General features: G+C 63.1%; 19 protein-coding genes and 1 other annotated feature. Of the genes, 6 read left to right on the forward strand and 13 right to left on the reverse strand.

All coding sequences use genetic code 11. The features are described from left to right. Positions 1–133 precede the first annotated feature (133 nt). Positions 134–679, reverse strand: a complete 546-nt coding sequence (locus tag I6L33_RS15210) for a glycine zipper 2TM domain-containing protein (RefSeq protein ID WP_216972844.1) — start codon at positions 677–679, stop codon at positions 134–136. Between the two features lie 504 nt (positions 680–1,183). Between I6L33_RS15210 and I6L33_RS15215 the strand changes: the two genes are divergently transcribed. After that, positions 1,184–1,372, forward strand: coding sequence for a hypothetical protein (locus I6L33_RS15215; RefSeq protein WP_017764436.1), 189 nt, complete (start codon positions 1,184–1,186; stop codon positions 1,370–1,372). 60 nt (positions 1,373–1,432) lie between these two features. Here I6L33_RS15215 and I6L33_RS15220 read toward each other — a convergent pair whose 3' ends face one another. Further along, positions 1,433–2,959 carry a YfcC family protein gene (locus I6L33_RS15220; protein ID WP_216972845.1) on the reverse strand — a complete coding sequence of 509 codons (1,527 nt, stop codon included), beginning with the start codon at positions 2,957–2,959 and terminating at the stop codon, positions 1,433–1,435. A 635-nt stretch (positions 2,960–3,594) separates the two neighbouring features. Between I6L33_RS15220 and I6L33_RS15225 the strand changes: the two genes are divergently transcribed. The 3 genes from I6L33_RS15225 (at position 3,595) to I6L33_RS15235 (ending at position 6,495) form a co-directional block, all read left to right on the forward strand. Continuing rightward, the gene (locus I6L33_RS15225) at positions 3,595–5,217 is read left to right on the forward strand and encodes an acyl-CoA synthetase (protein ID WP_216972846.1); all 1,623 of its coding nucleotides are present in this window, start codon (positions 3,595–3,597) and stop codon (positions 5,215–5,217) included. Positions 5,218–5,409: 192 nt separating this feature from the next. Beyond that, a complete protein-coding gene (locus I6L33_RS15230; protein ID WP_216974139.1) occupies positions 5,410–6,108 on the forward strand; it encodes a YafY family protein in 699 nt (232 codons plus the stop codon). A 66-nt stretch (positions 6,109–6,174) separates the two neighbouring features. Continuing rightward, complete coding sequence (locus I6L33_RS15235) at positions 6,175–6,495, forward strand: hypothetical protein (RefSeq protein ID WP_216972847.1); 321 nt, start codon at positions 6,175–6,177, stop codon at positions 6,493–6,495. Positions 6,496–6,586: 91 nt separating this feature from the next. Here I6L33_RS15235 and hisIE read toward each other — a convergent pair whose 3' ends face one another. The 11 genes from hisIE to hisG form a co-directional block, all read right to left on the reverse strand. After that, entirely contained in the window at positions 6,587–7,222 is a 636-nt protein-coding gene (hisIE, locus tag I6L33_RS15240) for a bifunctional phosphoribosyl-AMP cyclohydrolase/phosphoribosyl-ATP diphosphatase HisIE (RefSeq protein ID WP_216972848.1), read from the reverse strand. Then, complete coding sequence (hisF, locus tag I6L33_RS15245) at positions 7,215–7,988, reverse strand: imidazole glycerol phosphate synthase subunit HisF (RefSeq protein ID WP_216972849.1); 774 nt, start codon at positions 7,986–7,988, stop codon at positions 7,215–7,217. The genes hisIE and hisF overlap by 8 nt, the downstream gene beginning before the upstream one ends. A gap of 180 nt (positions 7,989–8,168) precedes the next feature. After that, entirely contained in the window at positions 8,169–12,140 is a 3,972-nt protein-coding gene (locus I6L33_RS15250; protein WP_216972850.1) for a PAS domain S-box protein, read from the reverse strand. Beyond that, positions 12,137–14,290: a PAS domain S-box protein gene (locus I6L33_RS15255; RefSeq protein WP_017784286.1), complete on the reverse strand. Its 2,154-nt coding sequence runs from the start codon at positions 14,288–14,290 to the stop codon at positions 12,137–12,139. Before I6L33_RS15255 ends, I6L33_RS15250 begins: the two co-directional genes overlap by 4 nt. Then, positions 14,283–15,392: a two-component system response regulator gene (locus tag I6L33_RS15260; protein ID WP_017784287.1), complete on the reverse strand. Its 1,110-nt coding sequence runs from the start codon at positions 15,390–15,392 to the stop codon at positions 14,283–14,285. The genes I6L33_RS15255 and I6L33_RS15260 overlap by 8 nt, the downstream gene beginning before the upstream one ends. 151 nt (positions 15,393–15,543) lie before the next feature. Beyond that, the gene (gene hisA, locus I6L33_RS15265; protein WP_017778983.1) at positions 15,544–16,293 is read right to left on the reverse strand and encodes a 1-(5-phosphoribosyl)-5-[(5-phosphoribosylamino)methylideneamino]imidazole-4-carboxamide isomerase; all 750 of its coding nucleotides are present in this window, start codon (positions 16,291–16,293) and stop codon (positions 15,544–15,546) included. Positions 16,294–16,298: 5 nt separating this feature from the next. Then, complete coding sequence (gene hisH / locus I6L33_RS15270) at positions 16,299–16,928, reverse strand: imidazole glycerol phosphate synthase subunit HisH (protein WP_215269068.1); 630 nt, start codon at positions 16,926–16,928, stop codon at positions 16,299–16,301. Further along, on the reverse strand, positions 16,928–18,058 hold the full coding sequence (gene hisB / locus I6L33_RS15275) for a bifunctional histidinol-phosphatase/imidazoleglycerol-phosphate dehydratase HisB (RefSeq protein WP_042051761.1): 1,131 nt from the start codon (positions 18,056–18,058) through the stop codon (positions 16,928–16,930). Before hisB ends, hisH begins: the two co-directional genes overlap by 1 nt. Before the next feature lie 15 nt (positions 18,059–18,073). Next, complete coding sequence (hisC, locus tag I6L33_RS15280) at positions 18,074–19,144, reverse strand: histidinol-phosphate transaminase (protein ID WP_042051762.1); 1,071 nt, start codon at positions 19,142–19,144, stop codon at positions 18,074–18,076. Next, the gene (gene hisD, locus I6L33_RS15285; RefSeq protein WP_216972851.1) at positions 19,141–20,466 is read right to left on the reverse strand and encodes a histidinol dehydrogenase; all 1,326 of its coding nucleotides are present in this window, start codon (positions 20,464–20,466) and stop codon (positions 19,141–19,143) included. Before hisD ends, hisC begins: the two co-directional genes overlap by 4 nt. Before the next feature lie 12 nt (positions 20,467–20,478). Then, positions 20,479–21,375: an ATP phosphoribosyltransferase gene (hisG, locus tag I6L33_RS15290; protein WP_005301071.1), complete on the reverse strand. Its 897-nt coding sequence runs from the start codon at positions 21,373–21,375 to the stop codon at positions 20,479–20,481. Positions 21,376–21,403: 28 nt separating this feature from the next. Next, positions 21,404–21,528, reverse strand: a sequence feature (His leader region). Positions 21,529–21,714: 186 nt separating this feature from the next. Between hisG and I6L33_RS15295 the strand changes: the two genes are divergently transcribed. Further along, complete coding sequence (locus tag I6L33_RS15295) at positions 21,715–21,957, forward strand: hypothetical protein (RefSeq protein WP_005301068.1); 243 nt, start codon at positions 21,715–21,717, stop codon at positions 21,955–21,957. Positions 21,958–22,028: 71 nt separating this feature from the next. Next, positions 22,029–23,939, forward strand: coding sequence for an ATP-dependent DNA helicase (locus tag I6L33_RS15300; RefSeq protein ID WP_017788103.1), 1,911 nt, complete (start codon positions 22,029–22,031; stop codon positions 23,937–23,939). Positions 23,940–24,029: the final 90 nt, after the last annotated feature.

Below are 24,029 nucleotides of genomic sequence, written 5' to 3' on the forward strand. Positions count from 1 at the left end.
ATGACTCCTCAATATAAAAAGGGGCCTGCGGGCCCCTTTTTGTTGTTGGCCACCTTGCTGTTGCAGGCCAGAGTGCCAAAAACAGCGAGGCCCATCACAAGGATGGGCCTCTGAGCGGGACCAGCCGACGGGATCAGCTGCCGCTCTGGGGGCCGTCGATCACCAGCTTGCCATCCTTGACCGGGATGGTGGCGCCGGGGGCCTTGTTCATGCGGATCACCCCTTCCTGACCGGCGAGGCGGTAGGTAACGTCATAGCCCAGGGTGCGGGTGCTGCTCTCCTGCACCGTCTTGCAGCGCTGCTCTGTGGTGGTGTAGGTATCACCGGCCTGCATGTTGCCCTGCACCTGGTTGCCGGCATAGCCACCCGCCACGGCGCCGGCGGCGGTTGCCACCTTCTTGCCGTTGCCGCCACCGAACTGGTTGCCAAGCACGCCGCCCAGCGCCGCGCCGACCACGGTACCCAGGATCTTGTGCTCGTCCTGCACCGGTTTGCGGTGGGTCACGGCGACGTTGCGACACTCCTGACGGGGGGTCTTGATGGTCTCGGTCACCGCTTTGCTGGCCAGCACTTCGGCGAACTGAGGCTGTGATGAAAACAGGGATCCGCTGGCGGCGGCTGACAAGGCCAGCGCAGAGGCCACACCGATCCCGACTCCTGCCAACATGGATTTGTTCATTTTCTCTTCTCCTCAAATGCATCACAGGATGCGTCTCTTGCTTGCGCTCATCTTGGCACAAGGACAAGGAGGCACAAGGCAAAGCCCGTGCGGGCACGACAGCCCCTGACTGCACCAGAAAACGCCTCGTCAAAAAGGTGTCGGGCTTTGGCGACAAAGGGCGGCTGAAGGGAGAAAAGGCGATCTGCGAATGGCATTTTGCGATTCAGCTGGGCCTATTTTCCCATTTTGCGCCAATCTCCTGCCACCGCCGGCTGGCCTAATGGCAAACCAGAGGGGCTTGTCATCCACCAGCGTCAGTCAGGGTGCGCCAACCGCTTGATAAATCACTGTTGCCGGGAGGATTGGCGGCCGATAACAGATCACGGCAAGCATTATGCTTGCTCTGTTGGCAGAGAGGATCAATCGCGTGTCTCTGGCGGCCCGCAGCAATGTGAGCCGGCAGGCGCCACCCGCAGTCAGGCCAGATTCGGCTGCGGTCATCCGGTCAGCAAGGGGGTTCATATGTCGATGCTGCCAAGATGGATACAACCGGCCGTGCAGGCCGGCATCATCACCCGGGAACAAGCCCAGCGGCTGCTGGACTCCCTCTATCAACCCCTCTGTGAGACGGCGCAGGAGCTGCCCGCCGACCTTGCCGACATCAGCCTCAAGCTCTTCTGTTTTCGCCAGCAGCACAGGGTGCGCCACTAGGCTCTCCAGATCTGCGCCCTGGATAAGGCATGACCCCCGCCGGGGCGGGGATCATGTGCGCTAGATCAGCATCACCTGCGCCACCAGCATCAGGGCGCCGAAACCCAGCACGAAGCCCACCATGGGCAGCACGAACCTGACCCACTGGTTGAACTGGATGCCGAGCATCTGCAGGGTGACCAGCACCAGCCCGGTGGGGGCCAGGAACAGCATGGCGTATTGTCCCCAGTTGTAGGCCGACACCACGATATAGCGCGGGATCATCACGGTATCCGCCAGCGGCGCCATGATGGGCATGGAGAGCACCGCCAGCCCCGAGGAGGAGGGCACCACCAGCCCCAGCAGGGTGAACACCAGCATCTGGGCTACCGCAAACACGGCGCCGTGCATGCCGGCCACCAGACTGGAGGCATAGGCCAGGATGGTGTCCGAGATCATCCCCTGATCCAGCACCAGGTTGACCCCCCGCGCCAGCCCGATGATGAGCGAGACGGCCACCAGTTCTGACGCTCCCTGGGTGAAGGCCTCGACCGCCTCTTTCTCCCTGAGGCCGGAGATGAAGATGATGACGATGGCGACGGCAAGGAAGGAGGCCGCCATCTGCGGGAACCACCAGCCAGCCATGGAGACGCCCCACACCATCAGGGGGAAGGCGAGGATGAACAGGGTCAGGATGATCTTGCGGCGCAGGGTGAAGGGGACCCCTTCATCGAGGGAGCCCTCTTTCAGAAAGCGGGCCCGGAAGCTCTCTCTGTCCTCATAGGTGTAGGAGAAGGCGGGGTTGGCTTTGATCTTCTTGCAGTACCAGTAGAGATAACCGATCACCACCAGGGTGCCCACCAGACAGCCGACGGCGCGAACGCTCAGCCCCTCGGTAAAGGGGATGCCGGCGGCGTTGGAGGCAATTACCACCGAAAAGGGGTTGATGGTGGAGAAGGTGGTGCCCATGGAGGCGGCAAGGAAGATGGCCCCCACGCAGACGATGGCGTCATAGCCGAGCGCCAGAAAGATGGGCACCAGGATGGGATAGAAGGCGACCGCCTCCTCCTCCAGCCCGCAGGTGGTGCCTCCCAGCGCCATGACGAAGCAGACCAGCGCTACGAACAGGAACTCGTTGCCGCGGGTCTTGCGCGACAGCGCCACCAGCCCGGCACTGAAGGCACCGGTCTTGTTGATGACCCCGATCAGCCCCCCCAGCACCAGGATGAAGACGATGATGTCGGCCCCCTCTATGGTGCCCTTGACCATGCTCACCGCCACGTCGGAGAGTCCCTTCGGCGCCTGGGCCAGCCGTTCATAGGTGCCGGGGATGGCGATGGGCTTGCGGATGGTACCGTTGACGAACTGCTCCACCCCGATATTGATGTCGAGCCTGGTCAGCTCATCCTGAGTGGCGGGCACTCGCCGGGTTTCCCCTTGCGGCGTATTGATGGTCAGCATATGGCTGGCGGCATTATAAGAGAGCTTGGCATAGGCGCCTGCCGGAATTATCCAGGTGAGGGCGATGGCCAACAACATGATCAAAAACAAAATGGTAAACGCGGTGGGAAATTGTCTGCGGGTCTGGGTATTCGGCTCGGCACACATAAAATGCTCCTCGATAAAGCAGGTTCGGGCTCGGCGGAATATCGGGTCGATAGGGTTCCTTCGTCATGCAGCGGGAGTGCGCGAACTCACTGGTTGTGGCGCATCGTATGGCGAGAAATCTGGCCTGATATTGAACATCCGGTAGATTGTTTCACCAAGAAACCATAACCCGCCGAGGGGAAGCATGAACAGCGCAGCAGGCCTGCTTTATGGAAGCCGTCACAAAATATATTTAATGAGGAATCTGCCATTAATTTATTGGCAATAAACTGATGCGCTTTTTTATGCCATAAATATCCAGCTGGCATTGTTTGTAAATATATCCATATCGGCAAGCCTGCAACCAGATATGGCCAGCTTGCATGCCAACATCAGCATATTCATTATTTGCCGGGTTTTATGCCGAGGATATTGGCCGTCGACATTTGTCGCTGAAAAAACAGGCACCAGCATGCGGCTCGGTCAGATTGGCGTCGCCGGCGCAGCACCTCTAAGACGTTTTGCTAATACCTGTGGCCATTACCTCGCGCTAGGCTGTGATCCCCGATACGAGCACCCTCTGGCAGGACGCCAGACGATGGTTGCCGGCGCTCCCGGGAGCGCACCGCTTTTGCTACCTGCGAGGAAGGAACCCGATGACAGAGCAGAACATCTATCAGCGCGATCTGGAAAAAAATCCTGCCAATTATGAGGCGCTGACCCCCATCAGCTTTCTAGGGCGGGCCGCCCGGGTCTACCCCGACTATCCGGCGCTGATCCACGGCCCCCTGCGCCAGAGTTGGGCCCAGACCGAGCGACGCTGCCGCCAGCTGGCCTCGGCCCTTCGCCTGCATGGCATCGGCGAGGGGGATACCGTCTCCATCGTCGCCCCCAATACCCCGGCCATGTTCGAGGCTCATTTCGGGGTGCCCATGAGCGGCGCCGTGCTCAACACCATCAACACCCGGCTCGATGCCGAGTCGATGGCCTTTATCTTCCAGCATGCCCAGAGCAAGGTGGTGCTGGTGGACCGGGAGTTCGGTGCCGTGGTGCGCAAAGCGCTGGCATTGATTGAACTCGTGCCGCTCCTCATCGCCATCGACGATCCCCTCTACCGGGAGGGGGAACTGGTCGGTGACCTCGACTATGAGGCGTTTCTTGCCGAGGGCAATGGGGATGAGCCCGGCTGGCTGCCGCAAGATGAGTGGCAGGCCATCTCCCTTAACTACACCTCCGGCACTACCGGCAACCCCAAGGGGGTGGTCTATCACCACCGCGGCGCCCACCTCAATGCGGTCAACAACGTGCTCTCCTGGGAGCTGCCCAAGCACAGCGTCTATCTCTGGACTCTGCCGATGTTTCACTGCAACGGCTGGTGTTTCCCCTGGACCCTGGCGGCGACGGCCGGGGTGAGCGTCTGCCTGCGCCATGTGCAGGCGGCGGCCATCTATGAGGCGCTGCACGAGCACAAGGTGAGCCACTTCTGCGCCGCCCCCATCGTACTCAACATGCTGAACAACGCCGATCCGGCCCTCAAACGCGGGCTAGACCACCCCATCAAGGCGATGACGGCAGGGGCGGCGCCCCCCGCCACAGTGATCGCCGGCATGGAGGCGATGGGGATCGCCGTGACCCACGTCTACGGTCTTACCGAAACCTATGGTCCCTGCGTGCTGTGCGAGCCGCAAAGAAGCTGGCAGGGGCAGGATGCCACCACGCTGTCGCGTCTCAAGGCGCGCCAAGGGGTGGCCTCACCACTGCAGGGGGAGATGCGGGTCATCAACCCGGTCAGCGGCGAGGCTGTCCCCCAGGATGGCAAGACCATGGGCGAAATCGTGCTGCGCGGCAATGTGGTGATGAAGGGCTATCTCAAGAACCCGGTCGCCAGCGCCGAGGCGATGGCGGAGGGCTGGTTTCGCAGCGGCGATCTGGCGGTGTGGCACCCGGACGGTTACGTGGAGATCAAGGACAGATCCAAGGACATCATCATCTCCGGCGGGGAGAACATCTCCAGCCTGGAGGTGGAGGACGTGCTCTATCGCCATCCCGATGTGGACGAAGTGGCGGTGATCGCCATGCCGGACGAGAAGTGGGGGGAGGTGCCCTGCGCCTTCGTCAAGCTCAAGGAGGGGCGTGAACTCAGCCAGGCCGAACTCATTGCGTTTTGCCGCGAGCAGATGGCCCATTTCAAGGCCCCCAAGCGCATCATCTTTACCCCGCTGCCGAAAACCTCCACCGGCAAGGTGCAGAAATTTATGCTGCGCCAGCAGCTGGGGTGACTCTGACGAGAGCGCCAAGTCATCAACGGGCCTGCGGGCCCGTTCTGCTTTGCGAGATGCAGGAGGCAAGGTTTCGATGGTAGCGGTTGCCAGCCAACAATACGTGCCTTTCGGGCCCATCCGGGCTTACCATGCCTGCCATATCCCGCCAGCCTGAGGATGCCCGTGAGAAAATCGGATCGACTGTTTCAATTGACCAACCTGCTGCGGGCTCACCAGCCTCTGACCGCCCGCGAGCTGGCAACGCGCCTGTGTGTCTCTGAGCGCACCATCTACCGCTATATGGACGCTCTCTCTCTGGCGGGCATTCCCGTTTATGGTGAAGCCGGGCTGGGCTATCGGCTGAGCGAGGGGTTCGAGATGGCCCCCTTGCAGTTGAGCGCAGCCGAGCTGGAGGCCCTTATCACCGGGGTGAACCTGGTGGCGGTGCTGACCGGCAAGGGGATGGCCGATCCGGCCCGGGCCCTGCTCGCCAAGATAGAGGCCGCTTTGCCGGCACAGGGTATTCAGGTGGACTGCGACCCCGTGGTGCGGGTACCGGACTATCGCACGGCGCATCCGGTATACGCCCGCTGGGATCAGTTGCACGAGGCCATCACCGCCGGCCGCTGGCTGGAAATAGGTTATCAGGATGCCAAAGCCTGCAAGACGGGCCGCCACATCTATCCCCTCGGGCTCTTTTACTGGGGCGGATGCTGGATGCTCGGCGCCTGGTGTGCGCTGCGTCAGGCCTACCGGGATTTCAGGGTGGATCGCATCGATACCTTGGCACAGTGCCGTCAGGGGGAAGGGGCGCCCCCTGGCGTGACCCTGGCCGATTACCTCGCCCTGCGGCAGTCGGACGAGTTCACTCATGCGCGCAGTGGTGCCGAAACGGCAATTCAGGACTGACACAAGGCTGTCAGTAGCCCTTCGTTATGCTGTTTTCTCCAGACCATATACAACGGAGAGAACAAGATGATCATCAAGGGCGACATGCAAGGGGCAGGGGGCGTCGAGTTTGCCAGTTTCAGACTCAAGGAGGGGGTGACGGAGGCGGATTTGCTCGCCCTGGCACACAGGGTCGAGTCCGAATTTCTTGTCCAGCAGTCCGAGCTCATTGTGCACTGCCTGCTGCGCGGCGCCGACGGCCTCTATGCCGATCTGGTGATGGCCCCCAGCCAGTCACTGGTCGAAGCCTATTGCCAGCAGTGGTTGCACAATACCGTGGCAAGGGAGTACCTGACTCTGCTGGAGCCTGACTCGGTGAGCATGAGCTTCTGGACCCGTATCGGCTGAAAGAGTGTGCGGTCTGCCGGCTCTCGTGCCGGTGCTGGCCATTAAATGAAACGGGCCCATCAGGGCCCGTTTGTGCTTCACCGGTTGGTCATCACTTGGTGTGGCGCTCATAAAGCCGCTGTACCACATCCTTCAACGCCAGCCCTTCGTTTTGCAGCAAGACTGTCAGGTGGTAGAGCAGATCGGCGGATTCGTTGATAAGTTCCTCCCGATCCTTGGCCATGGCGGCCAGCGCCACTTCCACACCCTCTTCACCCACCTTCTGGGCGATGCGTTTGGTGCCCTTGCCATAGAGGCTGGCGGTGTAGCTGGTGGCCGGATCCGCGCCCTTGCGTGCTGCCAGGATCTGCTCGAGCTCGGCCAGGAAGCCAAGGGGCGGCACGGGGTGCCCGTCGAAGCAGGAGGGATTGCCCAGATGGCAGGTAGGGCCGACGGGGTTGGCGGCGATCAGCAGGGAGTCCTGATCGCAGTCGGTGGTGATGGCGACCAGCTGGAGTACATGGCCCGAGCTCTCCCCCTTGGTCCAGAGGCGCTGCTTGCTGCGGCTGAAGAAGGTGACCTGGCCGGTCGCCAGGGTTTTATCCAGGGCTTCCCGGGTCATGAATCCCTGCATCAGCACCTCGCCGCTGGCGGCATGCTGGACGATGGCGGGGATCATGCCGTCACATTTTGTCCAGTCCAGGCGCTCAGCCAGCGATACGTCGTTGTTTACAGCTTGATTATTCACGGATGGCGACTCCTTCGGTTTTCAGCCAGCGTTTCAGTTCAGGAATGGGGATAAGGCCTTTGTGGAACACGGAGGCGGCCAGCGCCCCGTCCACGTCGGCGAGGGTGAAGGCATCGCGAAAGTGCTCCATGGCACCAGCGCCGCCGGAGGCGATGAGCGGCACCTTGCAGACGGCCCGCACCAGCTTGATCTGCTCGAGATCATAGCCCTGGCGCATGCCGTCCTGGTTCATCACGTTCAGCACGATTTCACCGGCGCCACGCTTTTGCGCCTCCTCGACCCAGTCGAGGGTATGCCAGGCGGTGGTGCGGGTGCGGCTCTCGTCGCCGGTAAACTGCTTGACCTGATAGTGACCGCTCTGGGCATCAAAATAGGAGTCGATGCCCACCACCACGCACTGCACGCCGAAGCGCTCGGCCAGTCGGGTGATGAGGGTGGGATCGGCCAGTGCCGGCGAGTTGATGGAGACCTTGTCGGCCCCGAATTCCAGGATCTGGCGGGCATCCTCGACACTCTTGATGCCACCGGCGACGCAGAAGGGGATGTCGATGACCTCGGCCACCCGGCTCACCCAGCTCTTGTCCACCACCCGCTCATCGCTCGAGGCTGTGATGTCGTAAAACACCAGCTCGTCGGCCCCTTCGCTGGCGTAGCGGCGGGCCAGCTCGACGATGCCGCCCATCACCTCGTGATTACGAAACTGCACTCCCTTGACCACCACGCCATCTTTGACGTCGAGGCAGGGGATAATACGCTTTGACAACATGCTCGTTGCTCCATGTAAAGCACTGTTAAAACTAACGTTGTTGCCCACGGGCCTTGGGGCCCGGTGGCGAGTGAAAAAATGTCAATGGCATGCTTTAACAGCGGGTTCCTGTACGGGAGAAAAGACCGGATCCGGACGGTGTTTTCACGCGGGGGAACACCACTATATGCACGACTTTATTCAGTGATTCAACCCTTTATCCGCCCTGTTGGCCCCCTGGGATCCCTTGCTGCCATCGGGCTGGCGTGCCAGTGGTTCCCCATGAGCATCATCCGTTGCCAGCAGGGCCCGCAGAGTGAGCAGGGCCCCATCAAAGTCGAACACCTTGAGCTGACGGGCCAGCGTCTCGCCCCGGGCGCCCAGCGTGAGCATCAGGGGGGCGGCATACTGCTCGAACAGCGGCAGCACGGCGGTGTCGCTTTGCAGCAGCAGATCTTCCATCTGACGCAGCAGCGGTTGTTGCCACTGGCCGCCAAGGGGGGCCGAGATGGCGGGGACCAAGCGCTCCTCCTCTCCCAGCAGGTTGAGCAGCTCAGAGAGGTGGCGCTCGATGGGCATCATCAGCTCGGCCGGGGCTGGATTCCCTTTGGCAAGGGCCTGCTCCAGCTGCTGACAGAGCGCGGCCAGTTCGACCAGCCCCAGGGTGCTGGCCACCCCGCGCAGGGTGTGAACCAGTCGGGTGGCGGCGGGCTTGTCACCGGTTTGCAGCTGAGCGGCCAGCTGCTGCATGTCCAGGCTGTGTTCGCTGGCGAAGTGGCGCAGCAGGGTCACGTACTTGTTCTGGTTGCCCTGCAACACCGCCAGCCCCTGTTGCAGATCGAGCCCGGGCACCCCTTGCAGGCGGGCGAGAGGGCCGATCAGCAGATCGTTGGCCCGGCGTTGATAACCAGGTTTGGCGGCAGAGCTGTTGGGCAGCCACTGCTGCAGCGCTGCAAACAGGCGGGTCGGGGTGACCGGTTTGGCGATAAAATCGTTCATGCCGGCGGACTCGCAGGCCCTTCTGTCCTCTTCGAAGGCGCTGGCGGTGAGTGCCAGAATGGGCACCTTATCCCAGCCCGGCAGCGCCCGGATGGCGCGGGTGGCGCTGTAGCCATCCATCAGCGGCATCTGTATGTCCATCAGGATGAGATCGAAGGGGTGCTGACTGACGCGCGCCAGCGCCTCCTGGCCGTTCACCGCCGTCTCTATGACCAGGCCGCTGTTGCCGAGCAGCTCCAGCACCACCTCGCGGTTGATGGCGTTGTCCTCCACCAGCAGCACCCTGGCATGGTTGGCGAAAAAGAGAGCCTGCTGCACCGTCTGCTCCAGCCGGGCGGGCTGTTGCGGCTCGCCCTGGCCTGCCGAGAGGCGGGCGGTAAACCAGAAACAGCTGCCCTTGCCGAGGGTGCTGCTGACCCCCACATCCCCGCCCATCAGGGTGGCGAGCCGGCTGGTGATGGCGAGCCCCAGCCCGGTGCCGCCATATTTGCGGGTGGTGGAGACGTCCGCCTGCTCGAAGGCCTGGAACAGCTTCTCGGTCTGTTCCGGGCTGATGCCGATGCCGGTGTCTTCCACCTCGAAGCGCAGCAGATAGTCGTTGCCAAGCTGGCGCTCCGGTCGTACCCGCAGGGTGACCGAGCCCTGCTCGGTGAACTTGATGGCATTGGCCGTGTAGTTGAGCAGCGCCTGGCGCAGGCGGGTGATGTCGCCGTGCACCCAGGCCGGGGTGTCGCCGATGTCGACTATGATGGTGAGCCCCTTGGCGCGGGCCTGCTCGCTCATCAGGGCGCTGACGTTGTCCAGCATGGCGGTGAGGGAGAAGTCGCTCTGCTCCAGCGCCATCTTGCCGGCATCGATTTTGGAGAGATCCAGAATGTCGTTGATGATGGTGAGCAGATGCTGGGCGGCGTTGTCGATCTTCTCCAGCCGCTCCTGCTGGGTGTGATCCGGCGTGTCGCGCTTGAGCAGATAGGTGAGCCCCAGAATGGCGTTCATGGGGGTGCGGATCTCGTGGCTCATGTTGGCCAGAAACGCACTCTTGGCGCGATTGGCGCTCTCCGCCCGCTGGTGGGCCTGGGCCAGTTGCAGGGTGCGCTCGTCAACCATCTCCTCCAGGTGGTAGCGGTACTGATCGAGCTCCTCGCCGAGCTGCTTCTTCTCGGTAATGTCGGCCTGTACCGTCACGTAGTGGGTCACTACCCCGTTCTCCTGGCGGATGGGGGAGACGGTGGCCAGCACATGATAGTGGGAGCCGTCCTTGCGTTTGTTGATGAACTCGCCGTGCCAGCGCTGGCCGCGCTTGATGGCGTCCCACAGGGCGATATAGGTGGCCCTGGGGGTGAGGCCGGAGCGCAGCAGGGTCGGGGTCTGGCCGATCACTTCGCTCTGCTGGTAGCCGCTGGTGGTCAGGAAGGCGACGTTGACATACTCGATGCGGGCCTGGGTATCGGTGATGAAGACGCCGTCCGGGCTTTGCTCCAGCGCGAGCGACAGCTGGCGCAGCTGCTGCTCGGCCAGTTTGCGCTCTGTGATGTCCAGATGGATGCCGAGCAGGCGCAGCGGGCGCTGCTGGGCATCCCGATAGACGCTGCCCTTGCTGCTGAGCCAGCGCACCTCGCCGTTGGGCAGCAGGATCCGGAACTCGAGCTCCACCGGTTTGCCGCCGGCGGGAAGGTCTGCCAGCAGCTTGTCGATGCGCGGCTTGTCGTCCGGGTGCAGGCAGCGCTGCCAGGTGTGGATCTCGCTGAGTTGCTCTGCGCTGCGGCCATAGAGGCGGGCGCACTCGGGGGAGAAGTAGAGGCGACCACTCTGGATGTTCCACTCCCAGATCCCGATGTGCGCCCCCTCCTGGGCCAGCAGCAACCGCTGTTCACTCTCGCGCAGGGCGCTGCTGGTGGTCTCGGCGCGGATGCGGGCGCTGATGGCGTCATCCATCAGATTGAGCGCCGCCAGTCGGGCGCGGCGCTGGGTATCGAGCGCTATCTGCTGGTTGTGCAGCAACTGCTGCTCGGCCAGCTTGCGCTCCGTGATGTCCTGTACCGTGCCGTAAAGCTCGACTATGGTCCCCTCACTGTCTCGAAGCGCCGCCCCCCGGGCGATGATCCAGGCGGGGTCGCCATGTTCGTGATACACCTCGGCATCGCACTCGTAGGGTTGACCATCCTGCAGGCAGCGTTCGACCGACTGGGCAATGGTTCGCCACCCCTCCTGGGTGAAATACTTCTTCACTTCGGGATAGATGGCAGGGGGCAGGGAGGGATCGCGGCCATAGATGCGGTAGATCTCCGGCGACCAGAAGTGGCTGTCATCGGCGATGTGCCAGCGCCAGTTGCCGATCTTGGCCAGGTGCTGGGATTCACGCAGGATCCCCTCGTTGCGGCGCAGGGCCTCCTCCGCCTCCTTGCGCTGCTGGTTGTCCTCGATCACCGAGATGAAGTAGTCGGGCTCCCCCTTGAGGTTTTTGACCAGTGCCACCGTCAGGGTGATCCAGAGGATCTCGCCCCCCTTGCGCAGGTAACGCTTCTCCAGGGTGTACTGCTGGCGTTCGCCGGCCAGCATCTGGGTCACATAGGTCTGGTCGATGAAGAGATCGTCCGGATGGGTGATCTGCTGAAAGGTCATCCCCATCAGCTCGTCGGCCTGGTAGCCCACCATGTCGCACAGCCGCTGGTTGACCCGCAGCCACTTGCCGTCGGGGGCGACCAGGGCAATGCCGACCGCAGCCTGTTCGAAAGTGGCCTGGAAGCGGGTTTCACTCTGTTGCAGACGGGACTGGATGCTGGCCAACTCTTGCCAGCGCTGGGTCTCCCGGCTGCGGGAGTGGTGCACAGCGGCGCTCAGCAGGCTGATGAGGATGCCGTTGACCTCCAGAATGCCCCACTGCACCAGATCCTGGCCGGAGCCGATGCGCAGCTCGTGGACCGGGAGCAACACGAAGTAGGCCGTGAGCAGGCCGCTCATCAGGGTGCAGAGCAGACCGGGCAACAGCCCCCCCAGCAGGGCACAGACGATGATGGGCAGCATGAACAGCACCAGCAGGGGGCGCTCGCCAAAGGCGATGGGCAGCTGGACCCGGATCTGCAGCATCAGGACGGGCAGCAGCAGTGCCAGCAGGCAGACGCCCCAGCGCTGTTTGGTGGGGCGCATATGCCACAGCGAAGACCAGTTCATCATAGGGACTCTTCCGGCGGAGTGGGGGCCTGCGGATAGGGGGGCTGCTCTCCGAGCTGGAGCGACAACTCATTGATCTTGTGCTTGAGGGCCAGCATGGCGAGCTCCCTGTCCACCATCACCTTGTTGAACCGCTCCAGCTCGTTGTTTTGCTGGCGCAGTTCGCTCGCCTGACGGGTCAGGGCCTGTTCGACCTGCTCCCGCTCCGTGATGTCCAGCAAGAGGCCGAGCACGGCGGGCTGGCCACGGTAGTCGACGCGCCGGCCGTACAGCTCCATCTCGATGTTCTGGTGATCGTGATGCAGGGCGGTGAAGCGGGTGTGGATCTCGCTGTCTTCCTGCTCGCAGCGCTGCAGCTGTTCGGCCACTCTGGCGCTGTCCTTGGCACTGGCCAGGGCTGGCAGGGAGCCAATCTTCAGCAGCGCCGCGGTCGAGCCGTAGCCGAACAGGCGGGCAAAACCTGGGTTGATGTAGCAGAGCTGACCCTGCTGGATGATGTAGATGCCGGCCAGGGATTGCTCCACCAGGGCGCGGAACAACCCTTCACGCTCGCGCAGACCCGCCTCGGCCCGCTTGAAATCAGTGATGTCGCGGGAGATGCCAAAGATACCGATCACCTCGCCATCGCTGCCCTGCAGCGGCCCCTTAGTGGCGAGAAACACCCGCTCACCGCCTGGCAGGGTCAGAAACTCCTCCTGGGTCTGCACCCGGTTGCTGGCAATCACCTGGCGGCCAATCTCCATCAGCATGCGCGCCTGATCGGGGGGAAAGATGGCCGTGTCATCCTGGCCCAGCATCTCGCTGGCCGACTTGCCGACAAACTGGCTGGCTGCCCGGTTGAACAGGATGTACTTGCCCTCCAGATCCTTGGCGAAGATGGCGTCTTCCGAGCTGTCGGCGATGGCGGAGAGCAATTGCAGCGCCTGCAGCCGGCCTGCCTGGGACTGGCGAACCTGCTCAGCCATCTGCAGTCGGGTGTGCTGGCGCAGCAGCACTATGCCCGCATTGGTAATGAAGAGGGCAAGCAGGCCGATGAGCCCGATCCAGATGCTCTCTTTCAATACCGCGCGGTTGAGCTCCGCCTCGTCTATCTTGGCCAGCAGGTACCAGTCGGTGCCCAGCACCGGACGGGCGGTGCCAAACACAGGTACGTTGCGATAGTCCCGGCCAAAGAAGATCGCTTTGTCCTGGGCGTCGTGATCATGGCGCAGGTACTGGGCCGCCAGCAGCTCCTTGCTGCTGGCCGGCAACTGCAGGCTGAGGGCCGAGTCCGGACGATAGCGGACGTCATTGATGAACTGGATCTGCTCGCCGTTGCGGCGAAACAGCAGGGCTTCGCCGCTGCTGTCCGGTACCGGCCAGGTCTTGAGAATGCTGTTGAGGGGATCGCTGCTGCTGATCTGCAGCACGATCAGGGGGGGCTTGCCGTCGGTCACCGGCAGGGGAGCGATGAAATCGAGCCGGGCATGCCCTTGCTCGTCCAGGTAGGGGCCCACCCGGGTGATACGCCCGGTGCTGACACTGGCCAGGGCATTGCGCAGCGCGGAGTTGAGCCCGCTGGCCCCCTGCGTCTGCCACAGCACCTCGCCACCCGGCGCCAGCACGGTGGCGGCGCTGAAACGGCGGATGGAGAGAAACTCATCGAGTCTGGCCATCAGGTCGGCCTGGCCGGCATGGCTGGTCTGGGCTTCGCGATAGAGGGCGCCATAGAGCGGGTTTTCGAGCAGGATGTGGGCGTCGAATTCGCGGGAGTTGAGCCACTCGGTGATGCGCTTGCCTTTAAGGTCGGCGATGGTCTCGAGCCGGGTCGCCTCCTTGTCCTGGGTCAGATTGATGTTCTGGGCGATGGCCATGGCGGTCAGGGCGATGATGAGGCCATTGAACAGCACGAAGGGGAGCAGTTGGCGCCTCGATGGCGTGCTGCTGACAGTGGGCTGATCGATGCGCCGGCGCAGCATGGCGTAGAGCAGGGTGGCGGTGATGACAATGAACAGCCACCCCTTGATGGTACTGGCCAGTGCAAATTGCGCCGGGGTGCTGAACAGCCACTCCACCGCCTTGTCGGATAGCAGGATCCACAGGCTCGCCACGGCGGCATAGGTGAGCACCACATTGAGCACATGGGCCCGGGTCAAGGGCGGCCGTTCAGCCATGAGGGACCTCGTTGTCGTCCTTGTAGCGCTCGGCGATGGCGATGAACTCGTCGAAGTGATTGTCAAAGGCGATCACCACGTCCGGGTCGAAATGCTGGCCGCTGCCGGAGAGGATCAGGGCGCGCGCCTCGTCATAGGGCATGGCCGCCTTGTAGACCCGCACGTTGATGAGGGCGTCGAACACGTCCGCCAATGCCATCAAGCGGGCCGAGAGTGGAATGGCGTCTCCCTTCAGACCATCCGGATAGCCGCTGCCGTCCCACTTCTCGTGGTGCCAGTGGGCGATCTCCTTGGCCAGGGTGAGAAATACCAGTGGCTGATCGATGTCCCGTTCTGCCTCCTCAATGGCATCGCTGCCGAGCTTGGCGTGGGTGCGCATGATCTGCCACTCCTCGGGCGTCAACTTGCCCGGTTTTAGCAGGATCTGATCCGGTATGCCCACCTTGCCGATGTCGTGCAGCGGGGCCGAGCGGCTCAGCAGGTCGATGTAGCGGGGGGTCAGGGTCTCGGCAAAGCGGGGATGGGTCGACAGCGCGCTGGCCAGCTGCCTGACATAGCCCTGGGTGCGCAGGATGTGATTGCCGGTTTCGGGATCGCGGATCTCCGCCAGATGGGCGAGGGCGCGGATGGAGACCTGCTGGGTCAGATCATTTTCCGCCATGCGCCGTGCCACTTCGGCTTCCAGCGCGGCATTCTGGTTCTGCAGACCGTCGCGGGCCTGCTTGGCCTCCAGCTGGGTGCGTACCCTGGCCTGGACGATGGCGGGTTTGATGGGTTTGGTGATGTAGTCGGCGGCTCCCAGCGACAGGCCGTACTCTTCGCTCTGGGGATCGGCGAGGGCGGTGAGCAGCACGACCGGGATGCGGCTGGTTTGCCCGTTGAGACGCAACTGCTTGAGCACCTCGTAGCCGTCCATGCCAGGCATCATCACATCCAGCAGGATGAGGTCCGGTGTGATCTTGCCGGTGGCGATGCGCAGGCACTTCTCTCCGCTCTGGGCCGCGAGCACCCGGTAGGTGGAGGAGAGCAGGTCGGTCAGCACCATCAGATTCTCGGGGGAATCGTCGACAATCAGGATGGTGGCGGAGTGAGATGTAAACATAGATCCTCCGTGACGTTGTCTCAGTGAGTTCGAGTATAGAGTCAATTGTTACCAAGTAATAAGGACTTACCCCGATTTACCCCTTGCTGGAGAGAGGCCCGCAGGCGGGCCTTCACCAGTCAACGTCAGGAGGTTGTCTGCTGTGGCGGGATCAGCCGGCGCTGCCGTGGCTGCCCCAGCAGGCGATGGCGTCCCCCACCGAGAACTTGCCCTCCAGCAGGGCACGACCGAGGATGATCCCCTTGACCCCTGAGCCCTTGAGCGCCTCGATATCCTCGATGCCGCCAATGCCGCCGGAGGCCTGGAAACCGACGCTCGGGTAGCGGGCGCAGAGATCCCGGTAGAGCTCGACGTTGGTACCGGCCAGGGTGCCGTCACGGCTGATGTCGGTGCAGAGCACGTGCTTGAGCCCGGCGGGGAGGAAGCGCTCGATCAACGCCTCTATGGTCACCCCGCTGTTCTCCTGCCAGCCGGCCACCGCGATGTGGCGATTGCCCTGGGCATCGATATTGACGTCCAGCGCCAACACGATGCGCTCGGGGCCGTATTTCTCCATCCAGCTGGCCACCAGATCCGGCGATTTGACGGCGGTGGAGCCGATCACCACCCGACTGGCGCCGGCGGCCAGCAGATCCGCCACATCCTGCTCGCTGCGCACGCCACCCCCTACCTGCACCGGCGCCTCGGTGGCCGACAGCAGCTGGGCGATGAGGGGGAGCTGGCGCGCCTTGGCATCCTTGGCACCGTCCAGATCCACCAGGTGCAGCTGCACCGCTCCCTGGGAGACATATTCATCGAAGCGGGCCTGCGGGCTGTCGCTGTAGGCGGTCTTCTGGCCGTAGTCGCCCTGATAGAGCCTCACGACTTGGCCGTTAATCAGATCAATGGCTGGGATAATCATCCTTGTTAAAGCTCCAGAAAGTTTTGCAGTAGGCGGGCACCGGCCGCGCCGGATCGCTCCGGGTGGAATTGGGCGCCAAAGAAGTTGTCACGACCGACGATGGCGGTAAACTGCTGGCCGTAGTCGCAGGTGGCGATGGTGGCGTCGGTCACCTCCAGGGCGTAGGAGTGGACGAAGTAGAAGTAGCTGCCGCTCGGAATGCCCTTGAGCAGCGGGTGGCTCTCGTCGTGCTCCACCTGATTCCAGCCCATGTGAGGCAGGCGCAGGTTGCCCACCTCCATCAACCGGATCTTGCCCGGGACTATGCCGAGGCAGTCGATAAGCCCGCCCTTGTCTTCGCCCTCACTCATGATCTCTTCGGAGGCCTCCGCCAGCATCTGCATGCCGAGGCAAAAGCCCAGCAGCGGCTGTTTGGCGGCGCGAATGAGCGGCACCAGATTGCGCTCGTTGAGGTTCTTCATGGCGGCCACGGCGGTGCCGACCCCGGGCAGGATCAGCTTGTCCGCCGCTTCGATGTCGGCCGCCTCGCGGGAGACCCGCGGTTGCACGCCGAGGCGCTCGAACGCCATCCTGACCGACGCCAGATTGGCACACCCCGTATCGATGATGACCAGCTTCTGTTTGCTCACATCCATCACAGCACCCCCTTGCTGGAGGGAAGTTCGCTCCCTTCCACCCGAATGGCCTGGCGCAGGGCGCGGCCAAAGCCCTTGAACAGCGCCTCCACCTGGTGGTGGGTGTTGCCGCTGCCCACCTTCATCTGCAATGTGATGGCCATGGCGTCCGAGAGGGAGCGAAAGAAGTGGGGCACCATCTCGGTGGCCATCTCGCCCACGTTGTCGCGGCCAAAACCGCTCGGGCAGTCGAACACGAAGTAGGGGCGACCGCTCAAATCCAGCGCGGTGGCCACCTCCTGCTCGGTGAGCGGGGTCTCTTCATCCGCACGCGGGCGGCCATCGATCACCGCCTGTACCTCGTCCATCGCCAGCACGAAGCCGAAGCGGCCGATGCCGCGCTTGTTGCCAAGGGCCTGGCGCAGGGCCTGACCGAGGGCGAGGCCGACATCTTCCACCGTGTGGTGATCGTCGATGTGCAGATCGCCGCTGACCTTGAGCTTGAGCCTGAAGCCGGCGTGGGTCGCTATCTGATCCAGCATGTGATCAAAGAAGCCGATGCCGGTTTCAATCTGGTTGCCGCCGCTCTTGTCTAAATCCACCGCCACCTGGATGCGGGTCTCCTTGGTGTAGCGCTCAACCTCGGCCACTCGTCCTTTGGAGAGCAGCTGATCACGGATGGTGAGCCAGTCGTGATCTTGCGGGTGGTAGCGGATCCCGCTGATGCCCATGTTCTCGGCAAGCTGCAGATCGGTCTGTCTGTCACCAATCACGAAGGAGTTGGCAAAGTCGATGCGACCCGAGGCGAGATACTCCTTCACCAGGCCAAGGTGGGGCTTGCGGCAACTGCAGCCGTCGGTGGGGAAGTGGGGGCAGATCAGCACCTTTTCCCAGCTCACTCCTTGCGATTCGAACAGGTGCATCATCAGGTCGTGGGGCGGCTGGAAGTTCTCCAGCGGCAGGCTGGCGGTGCCCAGCCCATCCTGGTTGGTCACCATCACCAGCACGTAACCGGCGGCCTGCAGCTCGCGCAGTACCGGGATCACCATGGGTTCGAAGCGCAGCTTGGCGAGGCTGTCCACCTGCTTGTCGGTCACCGGCTCTTCAATCAGGGTGCCGTCGCGGTCGATAAACAAAAACGGGGTCTTCATCGCTACATCCTTGTCTTACAAAGTGGGAGAGGGCAGATCACGCAGCACGGCCAGCACGGCGTCCATCTCGCCCTGATAGCCGATGGTGACGCGAATGCTGTTGTCCAGGCCCGGCTTGGTCGAGAAGTCCCGCAGGATGATGCCGGCGGCCTTCATGGCGGCAAAGACGGCGGCGCCATCCACAAAGCGCACCAGCACGAAGTTGCCCTTGTCCTCGAACACTTCCTTCACGCAGGCAAATCTTGCCAGTTCAGCCTTGAAGGCAGCCTTTTGCCTGTTGAGCTCCACCACGCGCTCGCGCATCAGCTCGAGCCCCATGGGGGAGAGGGCCTGCGCCGCTATCTGGGCGATAGGCTCGGGAATGGGATAGGGGGCGATCACTTTGGCCAGCATGGCGATCACCTCCGGGTTTGCCAGCGTAAAGCCGCAGCGGATCCCCGCCAGGGCAAAGGCCTTGGAGAGGGTGCGGGTCACCACCAGATTGGGGAAGCGAGCCAGCAGATCCACCACGGAAGCCTCGGGGCAGAACTCGATATAGGCCTCGTCCACCACCACGATGGCGCGATCCTGCGCCTTCTCCAGCAGGGCGATGAGCCCGTCGCGACCTACCAGATCCCCGGTGGGGTTGTTGGGGGAGCAGAGAAACACCAGCTTCACGTCGCCGAGGCGATCGGCGATGGCGGGCCAGTCGGGCTGGCGGTTTGCGGTCAGCGGCTGCTCGACGATACCGACACCACAGGTCTCGGCGCTGATGGCGTACATGCCGTAGGTGGGGGGGCAGATGAGGATCTGATCCTGCCCCGCCTCGCAGAAGGTGCGGATCAACAGCTCGATGGCCTCGTCGGCACCGCGGCTCACCAGCACCTGATCGGGATTGACCGCGGCGTAGGCGGCATAGCCGTTCACCACCTCGGCCGGTTGGCACTCGGGGTAGCGGTTGAGACGGCTCCCCTCGATGGTGAAGGGATAGGCCAGCGGGGCCTCGTTGGCGTTGAGCCAGACGTGGCCCTTGCCGCCGATGCGGCGGGCAGATTGATAGGGGGTGAGGGCCCGCACCACGCGGCGCGCCAGATTGGCAATGCTCATGACAAATCCTTCTGCTGTGCTGTTTGTTGGGACGCGGCGGCCAGGGCGTTCAACCTGAGGGTGACGGCGTTCTTGTGGCCATCAAGCCCCTCGGCCTGGGCGATGCGCTGGACTATGGGGCCAAGGCCCTGAATGCCGCGCTCGCTCAGCTCCTGCACCGTGTAGCGGCGCTGATAGTCGGCGAGGCCAAGGCTCGAGCAGGTGCGGGCATAGCCGTAGGTGGGCAGAGTGTGGTTGGTGCCGCTGGCGTAATCGCCGACCGATTCCGGTGTCCATGCACCGAGGAAGATGGAGCCGGCGTTTTCAAGCCGGTCCAGCAGCTCGCGCGGGGCGCGGGTCTGCACGATCAGGTGCTCCGGCGCGTAGGCGTTGGAGATGGCGCACGCCTCGGCCAGATCGTGACAGAGGATCACCAGGCTTGAACCCAGCGCCTTGGCGGCGATGTCGCGCCGAGTCAGTTTGGCCAGCTGGCGCTTGATCTCTCCGTTGATGGCGTCGGCCAGCAGCGGCGAGGTGGTCACCAGCACCACCTGGCTGTCGGGGCCGTGCTCGGCCTGGGAGAGCAGATCCGCCGCCACGAAGGCCGGGTTGGCGCTCTCGTCGGCGATCACCAGCACCTCGGAGGGGCCGGCCGGCATGTCGATGGCGGCGCCGCGCCAGTCGCGCGACACCTGGCCCTTGGCTTCGGTCACATAGGCGTTGCCCGGGCCGAAGATCTTGTCCACCTTGGGAATGCTTTCGGTGCCGTAAGCCATGGCCGCGATGGCCTGGGCGCCACCGATGGCGAACACCTTCTCGACCCCGCAGGCACGGGCTGCGAACAGGATCTCGTCGCTGGCCGGGGACGGGGTGCAGAGCACCACTTCTCGGCAACCGGCGATCGCTGCCGGAATGGCCAGCATCATCACGGTGGAGGGGAGCGGCGCGCTGCCACCCGGCACGTAGAGGCCGACCCGGCTGATGGGCTGGGTGTGCAGCTCGCACACCACCCCGGGCTGGGTTTCCACCCGTACCACGGGTTGCGCTTGCGCGGCGTGGAAGGTGCGAATGTTGGCGATGGCCGCCTCGATGGCGCCCTTGATCTCGTCATCGAGGCGCTCGCAGGCGGCCTCGATTTCGGCATTGCTTACCTGCAGTTGCTGGCGCGGGGCACGTTCGAAGCGCTGGCTCAGCTCGCGCAGGGCCTCATCGCCCCGGCTGCGTACCGAGCCGATGATCTCCCGTACCACGGCGCCGATGTCGGCTTCGTCGCTCAGGGCGGGCCGGGTCAGCACGTCGGCCTGCTGGGCGGGGGAGAGGGTCTTCCAGATCAGGGTCTGCATGATGTCCCTTCCTTATTCCATCATCTTCTCGATGGGCAGCACCAGAATGGAGCTGGCACCCAGCGCCTTGAGCTGCTCCATGGTCTCCCAGAACAGGGTCTCGCTGGAGACGACGTGCAACGCCACCTGATTGGTCTCGCCCGCCAGCTGCATGATGGTGGGTCGCTCGGCGCCCGGCAGCAGATCGGTGATGGCATCGAGCTTGTCCTTGGGGGCGTGCAGCATGATGTACTTGCTCTCGCGCGCCTGCTGCATCCCCTGAATGCGGGGCAGCAGGGTGTCGATGATCTTCTGCTTGGCATCGGACAAGGGGTTGGGCGCTTGCACCAGCACCGCCTTGGAGCGGTAGATAACCTCCACCTCTTTGAGGCCGTTGGCCTCCAGGGTGGCACCGGTGGAGACCAGATCGCAGATGGCGTCGGCCAGGCCCGCGCGCGGCGCCACTTCCACCGAGCCGCCCAGCATCACGCTCTTGAAACCGAGCCCCTTCTCGTCGAAGAAGCGCTTGAGCAGCCCAGGGTAGGAGGTGGCGATGCGCTTGCCGGCGAGGCTCTCTGGCCCGGTGTAGTTGACATCGTCCGGCACCGCCAGGGAGAGGCGGCAGCCGCCGAAGTCGAGCTGTTTGAGGGTCTTGACCGCAAAGGGCTGGCCCTGGGAGGCGCGGATAAGCTGCACCTCTTCCAGCACGTTCTCGCCGATGATGCCAAGGTCGACCACCCCTTCCATCACCAGCCCCGGGATGTCGTCATCGCGCACCCGCAGGATGTCGATGGGCATGTTCTCGACATGGGCGATGAGGCGCTGCTCGCGCAGGTTGATCTTGAGGCCGCAGCTCTTGAACAGGGCCTGGGAGTCCTGGCTCAGACGACCGGATTTTTGCATGGCGATGCGCAGACGTTGTGTTTCCATTGCTCGATTTCCTTCTAGTCAAAAACGAAAAAACCCTCGGAAGTGGGTGCTTCCGAGGGTTTATGAATCTTGCGGTCCTTTTGGAAGTCACCAGTTAAGTGTCTTCCAGCAGTCAACCTCCTGAAAGACTATTCGGGATGATGATGGTGGTGATGAGTCTTCAGGCTGGTGAACTGCATGTAATCAATCCTTTACAAATAAGATGTCGTAGTTGACGCCCGATTTAAACTACCTGCCTTGACGGAAAAAGCAACCGGAAAATGTGATTTGGTCGATTAAAGTTGAGAAAACGGTTTTATGGTCGATAACTAGACAAGGTGAGCCAGAGGAGGCGACATCATGCCCAGCCAGGACCTGTTATTCCCCATTCTGCCCAGGGCGCCGGCCGCGCCGAGCAGTGACGACATCAAGCGGGAAGTAACCCAGATCAGCCAGAAGCATCAGCTGCGCAAGACCAGCACCGACAACGGTGACTCCCAGCAGCGCCAGCAGCCTTACCCCTCCGCCAAGCGTGATCAGGAAAAGCCTGAAGAGGACGATCACAAGCCGGATCCCGATCACCAGATCGATCTCTTCGTCTAGGGGCAGAAGTCAGTCCCGCTTTTGCCACCTTTTTGGCATAATGCCCCCTTTTGTTGCAGCGGGACGCCCCTTTGACCATCCAGACCCTGTTCAAGCCAGACGGCCCTCTGGCCAGCCACATCGACGGTTTTGTCGCCCGCGCCCCGCAACTGGAGATGGCCGAAGCGGTGGCCAACGCCATCAAGTCACACGGTCGCTTGCTGGTGGAGGCGGGCACAGGTACCGGCAAAACCTACGCCTATCTGGTGCCGGCGCTGGAGTCCGGCAAGCGGGTGGTGATCAGTACCGGATCCAAGAACCTGCAGGAGCAGCTCTTCTATCGAGACCTGCCGACCATCACCGGCGCACTCTCCTATACCCCGCCGGTGGCCCTGCTCAAGGGGCGCAGCAACTATCTTTGCATCGAGCGGATGAACCGGCTGCTCAGCGAATCCCACCTGCAAAAACCGGAAGTGCTCAACGATCTGGTCAAGGTGAAGTCCTGGTCCACCGCCACCGACAACGGAGACGTGGGGGACATTCCGGGGCTGCAGGAGAACGCCGAGATCCTCGCCCACGTCACCAGCACCAATGAAAACTGCCTCGGCCGCGATTGTCCCTATTACGATGACTGCCATCTGGTGGTGGCCCGCCGCCGCGCCATGGATGCCCAGGTGGTGGTGATCAACCATCACCTCTTCTTCGCCGACATGGCGGTGAAAGACACCGGATTTGGCGAGCTGGTGCCAGAAGCGCAGGTCTATGTGTTTGACGAAGCGCACCAGCTGCCCGAGATCGCCACCAACTACTTCGGCAAGTCGGTGGGCAGCCGCACCATCCAGGATCTGGCGCAGGATATCCAGCTTGCCTATCGGGCCGAGGCCCACGACATGGGTCAGCTTGGCAAGGCGGCGGACAGGCTCGCCATCGCGAGCCAGGACTTGCGGCTCGCCTTCGGGGTGGACGGCGGTCGTGGCAACACCCGCGACATGTTGCGCCAACCGCTCTGGGGCCAGGCGCTGGCCCGCCTCAACGATGCCCTCGGCCTGTGTTACGAGGTGCTGAAGCTGGCGCTGGGGCGAGGGGAGCAGCTTGACCACTGTTTCGAGCGCATCAGTGAGCTGCGCACTCGCCTTGGCGAGGTGCTGGCGGTCAATCAGACCGGTTTCTCCTACTGGTATGACTGCTCGCGGCTCCATTTCACCCTCAATCTGACCCCGCTGTCGGTGGCCGAGCGCTTTGGCGCCGAGGTGCTGCGCCCCGAGGTAGCCTGGGTGTTTACCTCGGCCACGCTGACAGTGGACATGCGCTTTGATCACTTCAAGGCGGAGTTGGGGCTGGCCGGCAGCGCCGAGCTTATTCTCGACAGCCCGTTCGACTATGGCGAGCAGGCGCGCCTGTGTGTGCCGCGCTTTCTGCCCGAGCCCAATGCCTTTGGTCGGGGCGAGCAGCTGGCCAACCTGATGATCCCGCTCATCAACAAGACGCCGGGGGGCTGTTTCTTCCTCTGTACCAGTCATCAGGTGATGCGCCAGGTGGCCGAGGTGCTGCGCCGGGAGATCGGTCGCACCGTGTTGCTGCAGGGGGAGGACAACAAGCAGCGGCTGCTCAAGGAGTTCGTCGAGAATGGCCGCGCCGTGCTGGTGGCGACCAGCAGCTTCTGGGAGGGGATCGACGTGCGTGGTGCCGCGCTCTCCTGTGTTATCATCGACAAGCTGCCGTTTGCCAGCCCCGACGATCCGCTGCTGAAGGCGCGGGTGGATGATTGCAAGCTCAGGGGCGGCGATCCCTTCGCCGATATCCAGCTGCCCAAGGCGGTAATTGCCTTGAAGCAGGGGGTGGGGCGACTCATTCGTGATCGCAGTGATCACGGCGTACTGGTCATCTGTGATCCCCGCATGGTCAACAAACCCTACGGCGCGACCTTCATCAAGAGCCTGCCCGCGATTCCTCGGACTCGAGAGCTGGCCACCCTGGGCGGGTTTTTCGATCGCAAGGGCTGAATCTACCGAAGATGCTGCGCACCCGTGCGATGGCGTGACGACCACGCTGCCGATAGGGGCCGAGGCGGCCCGCAATTCGCGCACCAGAAT

This window comes from Aeromonas sp. FDAARGOS 1403 (genome assembly GCF_019047325.1).
Taxonomy (GTDB): domain Bacteria; phylum Pseudomonadota; class Gammaproteobacteria; order Enterobacterales; family Aeromonadaceae; genus Aeromonas; species Aeromonas dhakensis.

Coding starts and splice junctions, on each gene's coding strand:
- I6L33_RS15210 (WP_216972844.1), bottom strand. CDS start 679: ATGAACAAATCCATGTTGGCAGGAGTCGGGATCGGTGTGGCCTCTGCG.
- I6L33_RS15215 (WP_017764436.1), top strand. CDS start 1,184: ATGTCGATGCTGCCAAGATGGATACAACCGGCCGTGCAGGCCGGCATC.
- I6L33_RS15220 (WP_216972845.1), bottom strand. CDS start 2,959: ATGTGTGCCGAGCCGAATACCCAGACCCGCAGACAATTTCCCACCGCG.
- I6L33_RS15225 (WP_216972846.1), top strand. CDS start 3,595: ATGACAGAGCAGAACATCTATCAGCGCGATCTGGAAAAAAATCCTGCC.
- I6L33_RS15235 (WP_216972847.1), top strand. CDS start 6,175: ATGATCATCAAGGGCGACATGCAAGGGGCAGGGGGCGTCGAGTTTGCC.
- hisF (WP_216972849.1), bottom strand. CDS start 7,988: ATGTTGTCAAAGCGTATTATCCCCTGCCTCGACGTCAAAGATGGCGTG.
- I6L33_RS15250 (WP_216972850.1), bottom strand. CDS start 12,140: ATGATGAACTGGTCTTCGCTGTGGCATATGCGCCCCACCAAACAGCGC.
- I6L33_RS15255 (WP_017784286.1), bottom strand. CDS start 14,290: ATGGCTGAACGGCCGCCCTTGACCCGGGCCCATGTGCTCAATGTGGTG.
- I6L33_RS15260 (WP_017784287.1), bottom strand. CDS start 15,392: ATGTTTACATCTCACTCCGCCACCATCCTGATTGTCGACGATTCCCCC.
- hisA (WP_017778983.1), bottom strand. CDS start 16,293: ATGATTATCCCAGCCATTGATCTGATTAACGGCCAAGTCGTGAGGCTC.
- hisH (WP_215269068.1), bottom strand. CDS start 16,928: ATGGATGTGAGCAAACAGAAGCTGGTCATCATCGATACGGGGTGTGCC.
- hisB (WP_042051761.1), bottom strand. CDS start 18,058: ATGAAGACCCCGTTTTTGTTTATCGACCGCGACGGCACCCTGATTGAA.
- hisC (WP_042051762.1), bottom strand. CDS start 19,144: ATGAGCATTGCCAATCTGGCGCGCCGCGTGGTGCGGGCCCTCACCCCC.
- hisD (WP_216972851.1), bottom strand. CDS start 20,466: ATGCAGACCCTGATCTGGAAGACCCTCTCCCCCGCCCAGCAGGCCGAC.
- hisG (WP_005301071.1), bottom strand. CDS start 21,375: ATGGAAACACAACGTCTGCGCATCGCCATGCAAAAATCCGGTCGTCTG.
- I6L33_RS15295 (WP_005301068.1), top strand. CDS start 21,715: ATGCCCAGCCAGGACCTGTTATTCCCCATTCTGCCCAGGGCGCCGGCC.